17 protein-coding genes are annotated in these 16,288 nt (G+C 72.9%); 9 read left to right on the forward strand and 8 right to left on the reverse strand.

What is annotated here, in order from left to right; genetic code table 11:
• Positions 1-265: 265 nt before the first annotated feature.
• Entirely contained in the window at positions 266-589 is a 324-nt protein-coding gene (locus QC385_RS00735; protein WP_279539264.1) for a hypothetical protein, read from the forward strand.
• Positions 590-772: 183 nt separating this feature from the next.
• On the forward strand, positions 773-1,306 hold the full coding sequence (locus tag QC385_RS00740; RefSeq protein WP_279539265.1) for an ATP-binding protein: 534 nt from the start codon (positions 773-775) through the stop codon (positions 1,304-1,306).
• A gap of 157 nt (positions 1,307-1,463) precedes the next feature.
• Here the strand turns inward: QC385_RS00740 and QC385_RS00745 are convergent, their stop codons facing one another.
• Positions 1,464-1,751, reverse strand: a complete 288-nt coding sequence (locus QC385_RS00745) for an SHOCT domain-containing protein (protein ID WP_279539266.1) — start codon at positions 1,749-1,751, stop codon at positions 1,464-1,466.
• A gap of 148 nt (positions 1,752-1,899) precedes the next feature.
• On the opposite strand from QC385_RS00745, the gene QC385_RS00750 reads away from it, so the two are divergent.
• From QC385_RS00750 to QC385_RS00760, 3 genes are read left to right on the forward strand one after another with little or no spacing between them, the layout of a single operon-like run.
• A complete protein-coding gene (locus QC385_RS00750) occupies positions 1,900-2,478 on the forward strand; it encodes a TetR/AcrR family transcriptional regulator (protein WP_279539267.1) in 579 nt (192 codons plus the stop codon).
• A gap of 10 nt (positions 2,479-2,488) precedes the next feature.
• Positions 2,489-3,067 (forward strand): DUF4865 family protein, encoded by a 579-nt coding sequence (locus QC385_RS00755; RefSeq protein ID WP_279539268.1) that lies wholly within the window; start codon positions 2,489-2,491, stop codon positions 3,065-3,067.
• On the forward strand, positions 3,064-3,972 hold the full coding sequence (locus QC385_RS00760) for a phosphotriesterase family protein (protein ID WP_279539269.1): 909 nt from the start codon (positions 3,064-3,066) through the stop codon (positions 3,970-3,972). Before QC385_RS00755 ends, QC385_RS00760 begins: the two co-directional genes overlap by 4 nt.
• An 18-nt stretch (positions 3,973-3,990) precedes the next feature.
• Here QC385_RS00760 and QC385_RS00765 read toward each other — a convergent pair whose 3' ends face one another.
• The 4 genes from QC385_RS00765 to QC385_RS00780 all read right to left on the reverse strand — a co-directional run bounded on the left by QC385_RS00765 (position 3,991) and on the right by QC385_RS00780 (position 7,607).
• Entirely contained in the window at positions 3,991-4,413 is a 423-nt protein-coding gene (locus tag QC385_RS00765; RefSeq protein WP_279539270.1) for a PPOX class F420-dependent oxidoreductase, read from the reverse strand.
• Between the two features lie 18 nt (positions 4,414-4,431).
• Positions 4,432-5,322, reverse strand: coding sequence for an NAD(P)-dependent oxidoreductase (locus tag QC385_RS00770; RefSeq protein WP_279539271.1), 891 nt, complete (start codon positions 5,320-5,322; stop codon positions 4,432-4,434).
• A gap of 365 nt (positions 5,323-5,687) precedes the next feature.
• Complete coding sequence (locus QC385_RS00775) at positions 5,688-6,929, reverse strand: ROK family protein (protein ID WP_279539272.1); 1,242 nt, start codon at positions 6,927-6,929, stop codon at positions 5,688-5,690.
• A 36-nt stretch (positions 6,930-6,965) separates the two neighbouring features.
• A complete protein-coding gene (locus QC385_RS00780; RefSeq protein WP_279539273.1) occupies positions 6,966-7,607 on the reverse strand; it encodes an alpha-ketoglutarate-dependent dioxygenase AlkB family protein in 642 nt (213 codons plus the stop codon).
• A gap of 68 nt (positions 7,608-7,675) precedes the next feature.
• Here QC385_RS00780 and QC385_RS00785 point away from each other — a divergent pair, with 68 nt between their 5' ends.
• On the forward strand, positions 7,676-8,809 hold the full coding sequence (locus QC385_RS00785) for a methyltransferase (protein ID WP_279539742.1): 1,134 nt from the start codon (positions 7,676-7,678) through the stop codon (positions 8,807-8,809).
• Here the strand turns inward: QC385_RS00785 and QC385_RS00790 are convergent.
• Together QC385_RS00790 and QC385_RS00795 are read right to left on the reverse strand one after the other, a co-directional pair.
• Positions 8,799-9,659, reverse strand: coding sequence for a class II fructose-bisphosphate aldolase (locus QC385_RS00790; protein ID WP_279539274.1), 861 nt, complete (start codon positions 9,657-9,659; stop codon positions 8,799-8,801). The two genes, QC385_RS00785 and QC385_RS00790, sit on opposite strands and share 11 nt — an antisense overlap.
• A 13-nt stretch (positions 9,660-9,672) precedes the next feature.
• Positions 9,673-10,554, reverse strand: coding sequence for an SIS domain-containing protein (locus QC385_RS00795; protein WP_279539275.1), 882 nt, complete (start codon positions 10,552-10,554; stop codon positions 9,673-9,675).
• A gap of 245 nt (positions 10,555-10,799) precedes the next feature.
• Between QC385_RS00795 and QC385_RS00800 the strand changes: the two genes are divergently transcribed.
• On the forward strand, positions 10,800-12,641 hold the full coding sequence (locus QC385_RS00800; RefSeq protein ID WP_279539276.1) for a glycoside hydrolase family 15 protein: 1,842 nt from the start codon (positions 10,800-10,802) through the stop codon (positions 12,639-12,641).
• Positions 12,642-12,644: 3 nt separating this feature from the next.
• Here the strand turns inward: QC385_RS00800 and QC385_RS00805 are convergent, their stop codons facing one another.
• The gene (locus QC385_RS00805; protein WP_279539277.1) at positions 12,645-13,604 is read right to left on the reverse strand and encodes a hypothetical protein; all 960 of its coding nucleotides are present in this window, start codon (positions 13,602-13,604) and stop codon (positions 12,645-12,647) included.
• Between the two features lie 207 nt (positions 13,605-13,811).
• On the opposite strand from QC385_RS00805, the gene QC385_RS00810 reads away from it, so the two are divergent.
• Together QC385_RS00810 and QC385_RS00815 are read left to right on the forward strand one after the other, a co-directional pair.
• Entirely contained in the window at positions 13,812-14,024 is a 213-nt protein-coding gene (locus QC385_RS00810) for a heavy-metal-associated domain-containing protein (protein WP_279539278.1), read from the forward strand.
• A gap of 3 nt (positions 14,025-14,027) precedes the next feature.
• On the forward strand, positions 14,028-16,280 hold the full coding sequence (locus QC385_RS00815) for a heavy metal translocating P-type ATPase (protein WP_279539279.1): 2,253 nt from the start codon (positions 14,028-14,030) through the stop codon (positions 16,278-16,280).
• The last annotated feature ends 8 nt before the right edge of the window (positions 16,281-16,288 follow it).

Raw genomic sequence — 16,288 nt, forward strand, 5'->3', positions numbered from 1 at the left:
GGCAAGGGGGCGCGTGGTCAGGGGGGCGCACTTGTGTGTGTGCTCCGGGCGCCCCCAGGAGAGGGGGTCCGCTGTACTGGTGCTCGACGCCGGGTGAGGGCAGACTTCACCGCGGGACCGGGGCTCCGAACGGGGTACCGGCAGGGGTACGAGGCACCAACCGGAGCAAGCATCCGGACGGGGGCACACTGGATCAGGACACGAGCCTGTGCCGGGTACCGCAGAGCGGGGCCGGTGCACCGACGCGCACAAGGGGGCGGGTGGCATGGCGGAGCCGGAGTTCAGGGCCACGGGCGTGCGGATCGGGAAGCGGCTGCGTTCGCTCACCCGGGCCGGTCAGGTCCGGATCAGCGGCGGCCGGCTCGAGCTGCTGACCAGCTACGGCAGTGAGATCGACAGCGCGCCGGTGCAGGCGGTGCGCGCATCCAAGCCCTGGTTCGGCCCCGATGACCGGGCCACGGCGGATCTCAACGGCAATCGGTACCTGCTCACCCTGGGCGACCACGACCCCGCTCCGGGCGAGCCCGGGCCGCCGGCCGCGCGGCGCTTCATCGAGGCCGTGCGCAGGGCGGCGGGGCGCGGCGACTGAGATGTCCGCGAGTTGCGGTTCCTTACCCCCTGCGCCACTCTGGTCTCACGTCACTCTGGGTTTACCGGCGATAACGCTGCGAACCAGCCCGCCGGCCACGACAGCGGGCGACAGTGTCACGAAGACGCCCTGCTGGATCCGAACTCCGTGTTCTTCCGGACCTCACGTCGGGGAGTCGCAGCCGTGATCAGCTACCCAAGCAGGCACTGCACGGTGGAGCTCCAAGCCCTGCCGTCGCGGATCGGCCAGGTCCGCAGAATCGTCTCTGCGCAGTTGCGCTACTGGCATCTGGACGCTCTGATCGACCGGGCCTCGCTCGGTGTGACGGAGCTGTTGTCCAACGTCCACCGGCATGCCCAGCCCGACAAGACGTGCACCGTGGAGATAGAGCTGCTGCTCGACCGGCTCACGGTCTCGGTGCGCGACCACGACCCGCGGATGCCCGTGGTCGACGACGCCGAGCCGCTGGCGACCTGCGGGCGCGGGCTCGCGATGGTGGCCGCCATGAGCGAGAGCTGGGGCGTCCGGCCGGACGGCGAGTCCGGCAAGGTCGTCTGGTTCACCCTCCCGACGTCCTCCGCCGCGGTCGCGGCGCCGTCGCGCCGGGCACGGCGCACGGTCCTGGAGAAACCCGCGCGCAGGTTCGCGGAGGTCGGGCACACCGCCGACGGGCTGCGGCCCGAACATGCTCCCGCCCGGTCCGCCGTTGCCGGTTGACCGGGCGGTGACCACCGTCCGCACGGCGGTTGCCACCGGGTGACGTACGCCGCCGGGCGCACGTCACCCGGTGGCGGCGGGGAACCGTTCGGCGTGCGCCCGCCGCCTGTCCGGCGTCGCATCCGGCCGGGGCGGCGCGTCGCCTCCGGCCGGATGTTCAGGCACCTCCGCCCTTGGCCGTGCGACCGAACTCCTCGTTCAGTACGGACAGTCGGCGCCAATACTCCTCCTCGTCGATCTCGCCGGAGGCGAAGCGGTGGCCGAGTACGGCTATGGGCGAGTCGCTCCCGACCGCGGGCTGCCGCCATGGGCCGCCGCGGCGGCCGCGCCATACGGTGCGGCGCAGCAGTGCGATGCCGCCGCCGATGAGCAGGGCCCACAGGACCGGGAAGAACAGGATCCACGGTCCGGGGCCGCCGTCGCCGAAGTGTGCCAGGGTCTGCATGTCGTCCAACTCCTCGATCGCCGTGCCGGATGTCTGTGCGTCGCTTTCGAGAGTCGCCCCACGAGGGGCCCCCGGTCGTCGTACGCCCAGCGACAGTGCGCCTACGCCCTGGGGGGTAGGCGCCGGGTCGATTTCTGTAACTACTGGTATGTACAGTAGGGGCATGAGCACCTCGGAACGGCTGATCGAGTCCACCCGCGAGCTGCTGTGGGAGCGTGGTTACGTGGGCACGAGCCCCAAGGCGATCCTGGAGCGCGCCGGCGCCGGGCAGGGCAGCATGTACCACCACTTCAAGGGCAAGCCGGACCTCGCGCTGGCCGCGATCCGGCGGACCGCCGAGGAGATGCGGGCTGTCGCCGCCGCAGTACTCGACGGACCGGGAACGCCGTACGAGCGCGTCGAGGCGTATCTGCGGCGTGAGCGGGATGTGCTGCGTGGCTGCCCGATCGGCCGGCTGACCATGGACCCGGACGTGATCGAGAGCGCCGAGCTGCGCGCCCCGGTCGACGAGACGCTCGACTGGATCCGCGAGCGGATCGCCGGGATCGTCGAAGAGGGCAAGGAACAGGGCCAGTTCGCGGCCTCGCTGGACGGCGAGGAGATCGCCGCGGCGGTCGTCGCGACGGTCCAGGGCGGTTACGTCCTCGCCCGCGCCTCCGGCTCCCCCGCCGCGTTCGACGCGGGTGTGCGGGGCCTGCTGTCGCTGCTGGCACCCCGCCCGGCCTGAGGAGACCTGAATGCACGCCATGCAGTACGAGCTCACCTTGCCCGCCGACTACGACATGGGCGTCATCCGCGACCGTGTCGCCCGCTCGGGGCATCTGCTCGACGACTGGGACGGGCTCAGCGTCAAGGCCTACCTGATACGCGAGCGCGGCCAGCGCGGCTCGCCGGTCGACCAGTACGCGCCCTTCTATCTGTGGAACACCGTCGAAGGCATGAACGCCTTCCTCTGGGGCGGCGGGTTCCAGGGGCTCAGTGACGACTTCGGGCGGCCGTCCGTACGCCAGTGGACGGGTCTGGCGTACGAGGAAGGGGGCGGTTCGCACGCGAGGTTCGCGGTACGGAGGCGCCAACCCGTCCCGGACTCCGGGCCGTTGGCCGGGGCGGTGGAGGGCGCTGTGCGGGAGGTCCGGAGGCTGGCGGCGGAGGACGGGGCCCTGCTCGCCGCGGCCGCCGTCGACACGAGCCGCTGGGAGCTGGTGCACTTCTCCCTCTGGGAGCACGACGCCCCCAAGGCCGACGGTGACGTGTTCGAGGTGCTGCACCTGTCGGCACCGGGCGTGGACCGGCTGCCCCGGGGGCGGCGGTGGTGAGCGCGGTCCGCACGGTGCTGGGAGACGTGCCGCCCGGAGAGCTGGGCGTGTGCGACGCCCACGACCACCTGTTCTTCGGCAGTCCCCGGCTGCCCGGCCAGGAGCTGCGCAGCGTGGCGGCGGCGCGGGCGGAGCTGGTCGCGTTCCGGGAGCAGGGCGGTGGTGCCGTGGTGCAGTGGACGCCGTACGGGCTCGGGCGGCGGGCCGCCGATCTGCCGCCGCTGTCCCGGGAGACCGGGGTGCACGTGGTCGCGGCGACCGGGCTGCACCAGGCCGTCCACTACGACGAGGACACGCTGAAGGGGCTGCGGGGCCGGCTCGCCGACGTCTTCGTCTCGGAACTCACCGAAGGCATCGGGACGTCGGGGGTGCGGGCGGGTCTCGTCAAGGTCGCGGGCGGTTTCCACGCCCTGGACGCCCACGCCCGCTGGACCATGACGGCGGCGGCCGAGGCGCATCACGCCACGGGCGTGACCGTCGCCGTGCATCTGGAGCTGGGCACCGGGGCGCTGGACGTACTGGACCTGCTGTGCGGGGAGTTGGGGGTGCCGCCGCACCGGGTGGTGCTCGGGCACCTCAACCGCTCCCCCGACCTCGTGGTGCACCGGCAGGCCGCCGAGTCCGGGTGCTATCTGGCCTTTGACGGCCCGTCACACACCCACCACGCCACCGACTGGCGGATGCCGGACGCCGTACGGGCCCTCGCCGACGCCGGGTTCGGCGACCGGCTGCTGCTGGGCGCGGACACCACGACGGCCGCCGCCCGCTCGGTGGGCGGCGGCCCCGGGATGCCGTATCTGTTGCGCCGGGTGCGCCCCCGGCTCGTCCACGCGGTGGGCGAGGACCTGGTGGGGCGCATCCTCACGGAGAACCCGGGCCGGGCGTTCGCCGTGCGGTGGCGCTGACGGCGTGGCGGGCCGGTCTCAGCCCGCGGCCTGGTCGTTGTCCTTCAGCTCGCCCCAGCCGTGCCAGCGGTCGACCTCGATCCAGGCGCTGACCCGGGGCCGGACGCGGTTCGGGTAGGGCTGGCCGCCGTAGTGCCGGGAGAGCAGGTCGATGTCGGTCAGGTCCTTGTCGTCGTACATCTCGGTGACGCGGCCGATGAGGGTGACGTGGGTGTACCAGTTGTCATCGGCGAGAACGGTGAGGGTCACGCGCGGGTCGCGGCGCAGGTGCTTGAGGCGGACCCGGCCCTCGTCGAGGTTGATCAGTACCCGGCCGTCCTTCCACAGGTACCAGGTGGCGGTGGAGACCGGTGTGCCGTCGGAGCGGAGCGTGGCCATGACGCACGGGTTGGGCCGGCTCAGCAGGGCTTCGGCCTCGGGCGGCAGCGGCGGCTTGGACATGGGGAACCTCCGGGGTGATCAGGCGGGCGGGTTGTCGTCGAAACTCGCGAAGTAGGCGGCGGCCATGTCCTCGTCGCCGTGGCCCTGGGCTGCGGCACGCTCCATGCGGGCGGCGGCGGCTTCGGCCACGTCCAGGCGGACGCCGTGGCCCGCACCGGCCTCGACGATGAGGCGGGCGTCCTTGGCCGCGGTGCTCACCGCGAACTGGGGCGGTGTGAGCCGGTCTTCGAGGACCATGCCGGACTTGGCGTGCAGATAGCCCATGTCGAGCGGGCCGCCGGCGACGAGGTCGAGGAAACCGCGCGGATCGACGCCGAGGGCCTTCGCCAGCGCCAGGGCCTCACCGGCGGCGGCCGTGACGGCGAGGACCCAGCTGTTGGCGACCAGCTTCAGCCGGGTGCCGCCGCCGGCCGCGCCGTCCTCACCGGCCCACACGGTGCGGGCGCCGACGGCGTCGAACACCGGCGTCACCGTGTCCCGGCCCTCGACGGGGCCGGCGGCGAGCACGGTCAGCTTCCCGGCCTCGGCGGGCTGGCGGGTGCCCAGGACGGGGGCGTCGTAGAAGACGAGGCCGTGCTCGCGGGCGAAGGCGGCGAGGTCGCCGATGGCCTCGACGCCGGCGGTCGTGGACTGCACCCACGCGGCGCCGGGGCGCAGTCCGGGCGCGGCCTGGCGCATCGTCTCCAGTGCGGCGGGGCCGTCGTAGAGCATGGTCAGGACGACGTCGCTGTCCCGGACCGCCTGCGCGGGGGTGTCGGCGATGCGCACGCCCTCGGCGGCCAGCGGCTCGGCCTTGGCGCGCGTGCGGTTCCAGGCGTGGACGGTGTGCCCGGCGCGTGCCAGGTTGCGGGCCATCGCGGCGCCCATGATGCCGGTGCCCAGGACGCTCACGGTGAGCTTGTCGGTCATGACGTCCAACTTCCTCGTTCGTACGGTGCGGGCGTGCCTCCCGCGGTCCAGCCTGCCCGCTCAGGCGCGAGCCTTCCCGGAAGCGGCGCGTACAAGCCCGTCGAGTCCTGCCTGATGGCCGTTGGCCATCGGATGCGGGGTCTGCCGGGCCGGTTCGGCGGCGGGGCGGCCGAACCGGGTCTCCTGGCTGAGGACGCGGACCCGGTCGCCGGGCAGGTCCTCCCACCAGCCATGCGTGCAGCACTTCCAGCTTCTCCTGAGGCGTGCCGTCCTGCCGCGCCGTCCAGGACAGGCGGCCCGGGGCACCGTCGGTGGGCGGCCGGCGGCGCTGTGAGCCTGACGCGGGAGTGAGACCCGGACACCCTCTAGGAGAGCGCACCCAAGGGGTCGTCCAGGACCGGCTGCCAGGCCAGTTCGGCCGCGCCGACCAGGCTGTTGTGGTCGAGGGTGCACGCGAGGATCGGGACGCCGCCGCTCTGGCCCCACAGGCTGCGGTCTGCGACGACCGCGCGGAGCCGGCCGGGGTCGGCGTCCAGGAGGGTGCGGTGCAGGCCGCCGAGGATGATCCGGTCCGGGTTGAGGATGTTGACGAGACCGGCGAGTCCGAGGCCGAGCCGGTCGATGAGGGTCTCGGTGGCGGTGCGGACGCCCGGGTCGTCGTAGTGGTGGCGGATCAGGTCGATGGACTGCTGGAGCAGGGACACCTCGGGGCCCGGTTCGCGTCCCGCCGCGGTGAGGAAGGCCAGCGGGTCGGTCTCCACGTCCAGGCAGCCGCGGCTGCCGCAGTGGCAGGGGCGGCCCTCGGGGTGAACGGTGAGGTGGCCGACCTCCAGCGCGAGGCCCGAACTGCCCCGGTGGAGGCGGCCGTCGAGGACGAGCGCGCCGCCGACGCCCCGGTGGCCGGTGGCCACGCACAGCAGGTCGCGGGAGCCGCGTCCGGCGCCGTGCCGGTGCTCGGCGAGCGCGGCGAGGTTGACGTCGTTCGCGGCGAACGCGGGTCCGTCGAGACCGGCCGCACGCACTTGCTCCGCGAAGATGTCCCGGACGGGCGAGCCCGCGGGCCAGGCGAGGTGCAGGGGGTTGAGGGCGAGGCCCTCGGGTTCGGCGACCGCGGAGGGGACGGCCAGTCCCGCGCCCACGCATCGCCGCCCGGTCTCCCGCAGCAGCTCGGCGCCCGCCGTGACGACGGAGGCGAGCACCTTCGCCGGGTCGGCGTCGACGACCTCGCAGCCGGGCGCGGTGGCGACGATCCGGCCGCCCAGTCCGACCAGCGCCGCCCGGAAGCCGTCGGCGTGCACCTGCGCGGCGAGCGCGACGGGCCCGTCCTCGGCGACGGCCAGCTTGTGCGAGGGCCGGCCCTGCGAACCCGCCGCCGCCCCGGGCCGGGCGTCGACCCGGATCAGCCCGAGCGCCTCGAGTTCGGCGGCGACCGCTCCGGCCGTCGCCCGGGTCACGCCGAGCTCGGCGGTGAGTACGGCCCGGGTCGGCGCGCGTCCGGTGTGCACGAGCTCCAGCGCGGGTCCGAGCGCTCCGCGCCCCCGGTCCAGCCGCGTCCTCGTCGAGGTGCTCCCATCCCCCGCCGGCCGGGGGTCCGCCTTCCCGCTCATGAGGGCGAGTCTCCCATGATCCGTAGAGCCCGCGGCCTAAAGACCGCTGACCCGGAGCGTGATGTTGAGCCGTCCGGTCAGGCCCAGCCCGGGCGGTGCCGTGCCTCCGTGTACCCGGGGGACCCCGTGGTAGGCGAGCCGGGACGGGCCGCCGAAGACGAACAGGTCACCGCTGCGCAGCTCGACGTCGGCGTAGGGCCGGGTGCGGGTCTCCGGGTTGCCGAAGCGGAACACGCAGGTGTCGCCGAGGCTCAGCGACACCACCGGCGCGTCCGACTTCTCGTCGCTGTCGCGGTGCATGCCCATCCGGGCGTCGGCGTCGTAGAAGTTGATCAGGGCGATGTCGTACGCCGGTGCCGGTCCGCCGAGTGTGTCGCTGACCGCCCGGCGGCCCAGGTCGTCCAGCCACGCGGGGAACGGCTTCACCGGGGCGCCGTCGCCGTCGACGACCGTGCGGTTGTAGGCGTAGGGGTGCCAGTGCCAGCCGAGACAGACCTGCCGGGCGGTCATGGTGCCGCCGCCGGGGGTGCGGACCGTGCGCAGGCCGGCCGGCGGGCGCGCCCACGCGCGGCAGGCCTCCAGCAGCTCGCTCTGGCGCTCTATGTCCAGCCAGTCCGGCACGTGCACCGCGCCCGGCGCCACCTGCGAACGGGCCCTGGGGAACAGTTCGCCGTCCATGCCTCCCATCCTCCCCGACCTGGGCTGAGCAGCGGCTCGGCTAGCCTGGACGCACGATGAACGACCGTATGACGACGCCCTGGGGCGAGCTCGCGCCGACCCGTTTCCCCGAGGACCCGCGCGACAGGCTGCGTGCCTGGGACGCCTCCGACGAGTACCTGCTGAGGTATCTGGCGCAGGAGGGGGTCCCGCTGTCGGGCACGGTCGTGGTCGTCGGGGACCGCTGGGGTGCCCTGGTCACGGCGCTCGCGGAGCACCGGCCGGTGCAGATCACGGATTCCCACCTGACCCAGGAGGCGACCCGGGCCAACCTCGCGCGGCACGGCGTCGAGCCCGGCGCGGTGCGGCTGCTGACCACGCAGGATCCGCCACCCGGCCGCGTCGACGTGCTCCTCGTGCGGGTGCCGAAGAGTCTGGCGCTGCTGGAGGACCAGTTGCTGCGGCTGGCGCCGGCGGTGCACACGGGGACGGTCGTCGTGGGCACGGGCATGGTGAAGGAGATCCACACCTCGACGCTGCGGCTGTTCGAGCGGATCCTCGGCCCGACCCGCACGTCGCTCGCCGAGAAGAAGGCCCGGCTGATCTTCTGCACGCCGGATCCCGCGCTGGAGCGGCCCGCCAGTCCGTGGCCGTACGTCTACACGCTCCCGGACGGCATCGGGCCGGCATCGGGGCGCACCGTCGTGAACCACGCGGGTGTCTTCTGCGCCGACCGGCTCGACATCGGCACGCGGTTCTTCCTGGAGCATCTGCCGGGCGGCGGGGGCGGCCGGCGGGTGGTGGACCTGGGGTGCGGCAACGGCGTGGTCGGGACGGCGGTGGCGCTGGCCGACCCGGCGGCCGAGGTGCTGTTCGTGGACGAGTCGTTCCAGGCCGTGGCCTCGGCGGAGGCGACGTACAAGGCGAACGGCTCGCCGGGGCACGCGGAGTTCCGGGTCGGCGACGGGCTGGCGGGCGTGCCGGCCGGCAGTGTGGACCTGGTCCTGAACAATCCGCCGTTCCACTCCCATCAGGCGACGACGGACGCCACGGCCTGGCGGATGTTCACCGGGGCGCGGAGTGCGCTGCGACCGGGCGGCGAGCTGTGGGTGATCGGCAACCGGCATCTGGGCTACCACGTGAAGCTGCGCAAGCTGTTCGGCAACAGCCGGCTCGTGGCGAGCGACCCGAAGTTCGTGGTGCTGAAGGCCGTCAAGCGGTAGCCGCGCCGAGGGTCTGGAGGGTCCTCGCCACCGTCCGGGTCATGGCCTCCCGCGCGACCGTCAGGTAGCCGCGCGGGTCGACGGCCTCGGGCCGGTCGGCGAGGAAGTCCCGGATCGCGCGGGTCAGCGCGATGTTCAGGGCCGTGCCGATGTTGACCTTGGCGATGCCGCCCGCGACCGCGGCCGTGAGTTCGTCGTCCGGGACGCCGGAGGAGCCGTGCAGGACGAGCGGGACGTCCAGCGCGGCCGACAGCTGTTTGAGGAGGGCGTGGTCGAGGGTGGCGGTTCGGGTGGTCATGGCGTGGGCACTGCCGATGGCGACGGCCAGGGCGTCCACGCCCGAGTCGGCGACGAAGGCCCGGGCCTCGTCGGGGTCGGTGCGGGCGCCCGGGGCGTGCGCGTCCAGCGGGGGTCTGCCGTTCTTGCCCCCGATCTGTCCCAACTCGGCCTCGATCCACAGGCCTCGGGCGTGCGCCCAGTCGACCGCCGCCCGGGTCGCGGCGAGGTTCTGCTCGTAGGGCAGCCGGGCCGCGTCGTACATCACGGAGCTGAATCCGGCCTCCGCCGCCTGGTGCAACAGGGTCTCGCTCTGCACGTGGTCGAGGTGCAACGCGACCGGCACGGCGGCCCGTTCGGCCGCGGCGACGGCCGCGCGGGTGAGCGGGAGCAGTCGTCCGCCGTGGAACTTGACCGCGTTCTCGCTGACCTGGAGCACGACGGGGGCGGTCACGGACTCGGCGCCCGCGATGACGGCCTCGACGTGCTCCAGCGTGATGACGTTGAAGGAGGCGACGGCCGAACGGGCGGCGGCGGCGCGGGTGATGAGCTCGCCGGTGGTGGTGAGGGGCACAGTGCCTCCGAGGTCAGTGAGTGAGGATCACCGAGCGGGTGAGGTGGCGCGGCTGGTCCGGGTCGAGGCCGCGTGTCGCGGCGACGGCGACGGCGAGGCGCTGGGCACGGACGAGTTCGGCGAGCGGGTCCAGGGCCCCGGCGATCCACAGCGCACCCGTGCCGCGCACCTGTTCGGCGAGTCCGTCCGGTGCGTCCCCGAACATCCAGGTCGCGGTGCCGCTCGTGGTGACGCTGATGGGCCCGTGCCGGTACTCCATCGCCGGATAGGCCTCCGCCCAGGACAGTGACGCCTCGCGCATCTTCAGCCCGGCCTCGTTGGCCAGACCGACGGTCCAGCCGCGCCCCAGGAAGGTGAACTGAGCACAGTCGACCAGGCCCTCGGGCAGGGGTTCCGCCAGGGCCGTGCGCGCGTCGGTGACGGCCGTGCCGGGGTGGAGCCCCAGGTGGGCGCGGAGCAGGGTGAGGGCCGTGGTGGCGAACCGGGTCTGCACGACGGAGCGTTCGTCCGCGAAGTCGAGGACGGCGAGGTCGTCGGCCGCCGTCCTCACGGGCCTGTCCGGGGCGGCGGTGATCGCGGTGGTGGGGGTACGGCCCTTCAGCCTGCCTAGCAGATCGAGGACCTCGGTCGTGGTGCCGGAGCGGGTGAGGGCGACGACCCGGTCGTAGGCGCGGCCGTACGGGAACTCCGAGGCGGCGAACGCGTCGGTCTCGCCCTGGCCGGCGCTCTCGCGCAGGGCCGCGGCCGCCTGCGCCATGAAGTACGAGGTGCCGCATCCGATGATCGCGACCCGCTCCCCCGGCGCCGGCAGCACCTCCGCGTGCCCGGGCGCCTGTGCCGCGGCGCGTGCCCAGCACTCGGGCTGGCTGGTCAGCTCGTCCTCGACATGCGTCATGCAGCATCCTCCACTGTGATTGCTCCTGCAAGATATCGCCAACTTTCGAGCAATATCAAGCATCGGGGGCCGATCGGGGCGCCAGGGTCGCGCCGGAGATCGAGAGGTCGAGGTACGGAGGTCGCCGGGGAGACGGTGCGGCGGTTCGAGGAGGGCCTGGCTGCGGGTCGTCACGGTGGGACCGCCGTTCCCCGCGTCGACGCCCTAGGCTGGGGCTGAGGCGCGTACCGGCCAGGGAGGCGGTCATGGGCGGACCAGCGGAGGACCACGGCGTGCCGGGCGGCCGGCGGTATCTGCCGATCGCGGAGCACGGGCTGATCGGCGACCTGCGCAGCGTGGCCCTGGTGGGGACCGACGGCACGATCGACTGGTACTGCTGCCCGTCCTTCGACGCGCCCAGCGTGTTCGCCTCGATCCTGGACGCGGAGCGCGGCGGCTGCTTCGAACTGGCGGCGGCGGTCCCGGCGCGGACCAAGCAGTTCTACTTCCCCGACACCAACGTCCTGATCACCCGGTTCTTCACCGAGGACGGCGTCGGCGAGGTGCAGGACTTCATGCCGGTCGACGGCACGTCGGCCGAGGCCGAGCGGCACCGGCTGATCCGCCGTGTGGTGTGCGTACGCGGCTCGATCCCGTTCCGTACCCGCGTCGCTCCCCGGTTCGACTACGGCACCCGGCCGCACACCGTCCGGATGAGCGGTGAGACGGCGATCTTCGAGGCCGAGGGGCCTGCGCTGGCGCTCGCGCTGACCGCGACCGTGCCGCTGGAGACGGACGGGCCGGACGTACGCGGGGACTTCAAGCTCGCCGAGGGCGAGTCGGCGGTGTTCGCGCTGGACAAGGTGGGCGGCGGCGTCCTGCCCCGCCGGTGCGCGCACACCGAGGCGGAGGAGCAGTTCGCGGCGACGGTGGCGTACTGGCGGCGCTGGCTGTCCGCCTCCAAGTACCGGGGCCGCTGGCGGGAGATGGTGCACCGCTCGGCACTGACGCTGAAGCTGCTCACCTACGCGCCGACCGGGGCGATCGTGGCCGCGCCGACGACGAGTCTGCCCGAGCAGCTCAGCGGCGAACGCAACTGGGACTACCGGTACGTGTGGGTGCGCGACGCGGCCTTCTGCGTCTACGCCCTGCTGCGGCTGGGCTTCACCGGTGAGGCCGAGGCGTTCATGAACTTCGTGACCCGCCACATCAGCCCGGGCGACGGCAAGCCCTCCGGCCCCTTGCAGATCATGTACGGCATCGACGGACGCACCGAGCTGCCCGAGACGACACTCGACCATCTGGAGGGCCACCAGGGTTCCGCTCCGGTACGGGTCGGCAACGCGGCGGCCGACCAGCTCCAGCTCGACATCTACGGCGCGCTGATCGACTCCATCTACCTCTTCGACAAGTGGGCCAAGCCCATTTCCAGCGACCAGTGGGACGACGTGTGCGCGCTGGTGGACTGGGTGTGCGAGCACTGGGACCAGCCCGACGAGGGGATCTGGGAGACGCGGGGCGGCCGCAAGAACTTCCTGTACTCACGGCTGATGTGCTGGGTGGCGATCGAGCGGGCCATCCGCATGGCCAACCGGCGCGGCCTGCCCGCCGACCTGCCGCGCTGGCGGGAGCACCGCGACACGATCTACCGGCGGATCATGAGCCGGGGCTGGTCGAAGGCGCGCCGGGCCTTCGTCCAGCACGAGGACGGGGACGTGCTGGACGCGGCCTTGCTGATGATGCCGCTGACGAAGTTCATCGCACCGACCGATCCGAAGTGGCTGTCGACCCTGGACGCGCTCACCGAGGAACTGGTCTCCGACTCGCTGGTCTACCGCTACGACCCGCAGGCCAGTCCGGACGGGCTGCGCGGGGACGAGGGCACGTTCTCCATCTGCTCGTTCTGGTACGTCGAGGCCATGGTGCACGCCGGCCGGATCGACGAGGCGCGCCTCGCCTTCGAGAAGATGCTGACGTACGCCAACCATCTCGGCCTGTACGCCGAGGAGATCAGCCACACCGGGGAGCAGCAGGGCAACTTCCCGCAGGCGTTCACGCATCTCGCGCTGATCAGCGCGGCCTTCAACCTGGACCGGGCGCTCGGCTGACGCTCAGTGCCCGTGGCCGTCGTCCGCATGCCCCTCGGGGGTACCGGAGCCGACTGCCTCTCCCCCGGCCCTGACGGTGAACGCCGCCGTGTGGACCTTTCCGTCGTGCTTGAAGTCGAGGAACAGGCGGTAGGAACCGGCGCTGGGGGCCGTGGCCGTGAAGGAGATGTCCGGGCCAGGCCTGGTCTTTCCGTCGCCGGGTTCGCCGTTCGGGTGGACGTGGAGGTAGGCGAGGTCACCGGAGCGCAGGGCGACCAGGTGGCCGTAGGCACCGAGGTAGGGCTGGAGGTTCGTGACGGGCTCGCCGGCGCGGGAGACCTTCAGCTTGAGTTCGCTCGCCTTGCCGGGCCGCAGGGCGCCGGACAGCTTCACCTCGTAGCCGTTGGTCGTGGCCGTGGGGTTCGGTGCGGGCAGTTCCTTCGGCTGGTACGGGCCGGAGGCGGCGAGGTCCGCGCCGAGGGTGAGGTTCCGGGCGTCCTTCTGCGCCGGGGTGAAGTCGGCGAAGACGCGGTAGCCGCCCGCGCGGGGCAGGTCGACGGGGGTGCTCCAGGTGCCGTCGGCGGCGCGGGTGGGGTGCAGATGGCGGTAGGTGACCAGATCGCGTGAGGCCACGATGAGGTGCAGTTCCTTTTCGTGTTCGCGCTGGTAGGCGGTGACGGCCCGGCCGCTGCCGTCCCTGACCGTGAAGCGCAGGTCGGCCCGCTGCCCGGCGGTGACGCTCGGGGTCTCCAGGTCGAGGGTGTAGCCGTCCTCGGAGATCTGGAGCCCGCCGGCCGGGGGCGTGTCGTGCCCGGTGTGGCCGTCGGCCTCCTCGGGGCGCTGTGCGGGCGGGGTGTGCTCGTCCTTGTGCTTCGGCGGGCTGTCGGCGACGACGGGGTCGATGCCCTGGCCGACGCCGTAGGCCGTGCCGAAGGTCGCAGCCAGGACGGCGGCGAAGCTCGTGATCTTCAGTCCGGTGTTCATGGCCGGCATCTCCTTCAGGACCGGGGCCGCCCGCGCCCATGCGGGCCTCCATGCAGCTCACCATACCCCTAGGGGGTACCGAGTCAAGTTATTCACTCGCTTGCATCTTATACCCCGCGGGGGTATACAGGAACTGGCGAGGGGATACCCCCGCCCCGTATTTGAGAATCGTGTTTGAGAATCGTGACCGTACTCAGGAGGCACGCCATGCCCGCCACCACCTACGCCGTCTCCGGAATGTCCTGCGGCCACTGCAAGGCCACGCTGACCAAGGTCATCGGCGAGCTGGACGGCGTCAGCGGCGTCGAGGTAGACCTCGACGCCGGGCAGGTCACCGTCACCAGCGCGGGCGAGCCCGACGACGCCCTGATCGCCGAGACCGTCGACGAGGCCGGCTACGAGCTGACCGGGCGGGTGTGAGCCATGACCACCGGCACGACCGGTACCGGCGCCCAGGTGGAACTCGCCATCGGCGGCATGACCTGCGCCTCCTGCGCGGCGCGCATCGAGAAGAAGCTCAACCGCATGGACGGGGTCACCGCCACCGTCAACTACGCGACCGAGAAGGCGAAGGTCAGCTACAGCGGTGACGTCTCCGTCGGCGACCTGATCGCCACCGTCGAGGCGACCGGGTACACCGCGCAGGAGCCCGCTCCCCCCGCCGGACAGGAGGAGCGAACCGAGGAGCCCGACGAACTGCGGCCGCTGCGGCAGCGGTTGGTCACGGCCGTGGTGCTGGCGATTCCCGTCGTGGCCATGGCCATGATCCCGGCCTTGCAGTTCGAGTACTGGCAGTGGCTGTCACTCACATTGGCCGCGCCCGTGGTGACGTACGCGGCGTGGCCCTTCCACAAGGCGACGTTCACCAACGCCCGGCACGGCGCCGCCACCATGGACACGCTGATCTCGGTGGGCACCTCGGCCGCGTTCCTGTGGTCCCTGTGGGCGCTGTTCCTCGGCACCGCTGGAACGCCCGGCATGACGCACCCCTTCGAGCTGACCATCGAGCGCACGGACGGCGCCGGGAACATCTACCTGGAGGCCGCCGCGGGCGTGACCGCCTTCATCCTGGCCGGGCGGTACTTCGAGGCCCGCGCGAAGCGCAAGGCGGGCGCGGCCCTGCGGGCGCTGCTGGAGCTGGGCGCGAAGGACGTCACGGTGCTGCGCGCCGACGGCCGTGAACAGACCGTTCCCGTCGCGGAGTTGCGGGTCGGAGATCGCTTCCTGGTCCGGCCCGGCGAGAAGATCGCGACCGACGGCACGGTGGTCGACGGCTCCTCCGCCGTGGACGCCTCGATGCTCACCGGCGAGTCCGTGCCGGTGGAGGTGGGCCCGGGCGACCCGGTCACCGGCGCCACGATCAACGTCGGCGGGCGGCTCGTGGTGCGCGCCACGCGCGTCGGCGCCGACACCCAGCTGGCCCGGATGGCCCGGCTGGTGGAGGACGCGCAGAACGGCAAGGCCGCCGCGCAGCGGCTCGCGGACCGGATCTCCGCCGTGTTCGTGCCGGTGGTGATCGCCCTCGCGCTGGGCACGCTGGGCTTCTGGCTCGGCAACGGCGTGGGGCTGACGGCCGCGTTCACCGCCGCGGTCGCCGTCCTCGTCATCGCTTGCCCGTGCGCCCTGGGTCTGGCCACGCCGACCGCGCTGATGGTCGGCACCGGGCGGGGCGCGCAGCTCGGCATCCTCATCAAGGGCCCGGAGGTCCTGGAGTCCACGCGCCGTGTCGACACCGTCGTCCTCGACAAGACCGGCACCGTCACCACCGGCCGCATGACCCTGCTGGCCGTGCACACCGCCGACGGCACCGACGAGGCCGAGGTGCTGCGGCTGGCCGGGGCGCTGGAGCACTCCTCCGAGCACCCGATCGCCCGTGCCGTCGCCGACGGGGCGCTGGAGAAGCTGGGCTCGCTGCCCACGCCGGAGGACTTCGCCAACGTGCCCGGACTCGGTGTCCAGGGCGTCGTCGAGGGCCACGCCGTGCTGGTCGGGCGGGAGAGGCTGCTGGCCGATCGGGCGATGGAGCTGCCGGAGGGGCTGGCCCGGGCCCGGGCGGCGGCCGAGGACGCCGGGCGCACCGCCATCGCGGTCGCCTGGGACGGTGCGGCGCGCGCGGTGCTGGAGGTCGCCGACGCGGTGAAGGAGACCAGCCCCGAGGCGATCCGGCGGCTGCGCGCCCTCGGACTGACCCCGATCCTGCTGACCGGGGACAACGAGGCGGTGGCCCGGTCCGTCGCCCGTGAGGTCGGCATCGCGCCCGAGCACGTCGTCGCGGAGGTGCTCCCGCAGGACAAGGTCGACGTCGTCAAGCGGCTCCAGGGCGAGGGCCGTTCGGTCGCCATGGTCGGCGACGGCGTCAACGACGCGGCGGCTCTCGCCCAGGCCGATCTCGGTCTGGCCATGGGCACCGGCACGGACGCCGCGATCGAGGCGGGCGACCTGACCCTCGTACGGGGCGATCTGCGGGCCGCTGCGGACGCGATCCGGCTCGCCCGCCGCACCCTCGGCACCATCCGCTCCAACCTGTTCTGGGCCTTCGCCTACAACGTGGCGGCCCTGCCGCTGGCCGCGGCCGGTCTGCTCACGCCGATGATCGCCGGGGCGGCGATGGCCTTCTCCTCGGTCTTCGTCGTCGGCAACTCCCTGCGGCTGCGCACGTTCCGCGCCGCGGGTTGAGCTTGCGC

This window comes from Streptomyces sp. DH10, assembly GCF_029813805.1.
Lineage (GTDB): Bacteria > Actinomycetota > Actinomycetes > Streptomycetales > Streptomycetaceae > Streptomyces > Streptomyces coeruleofuscus.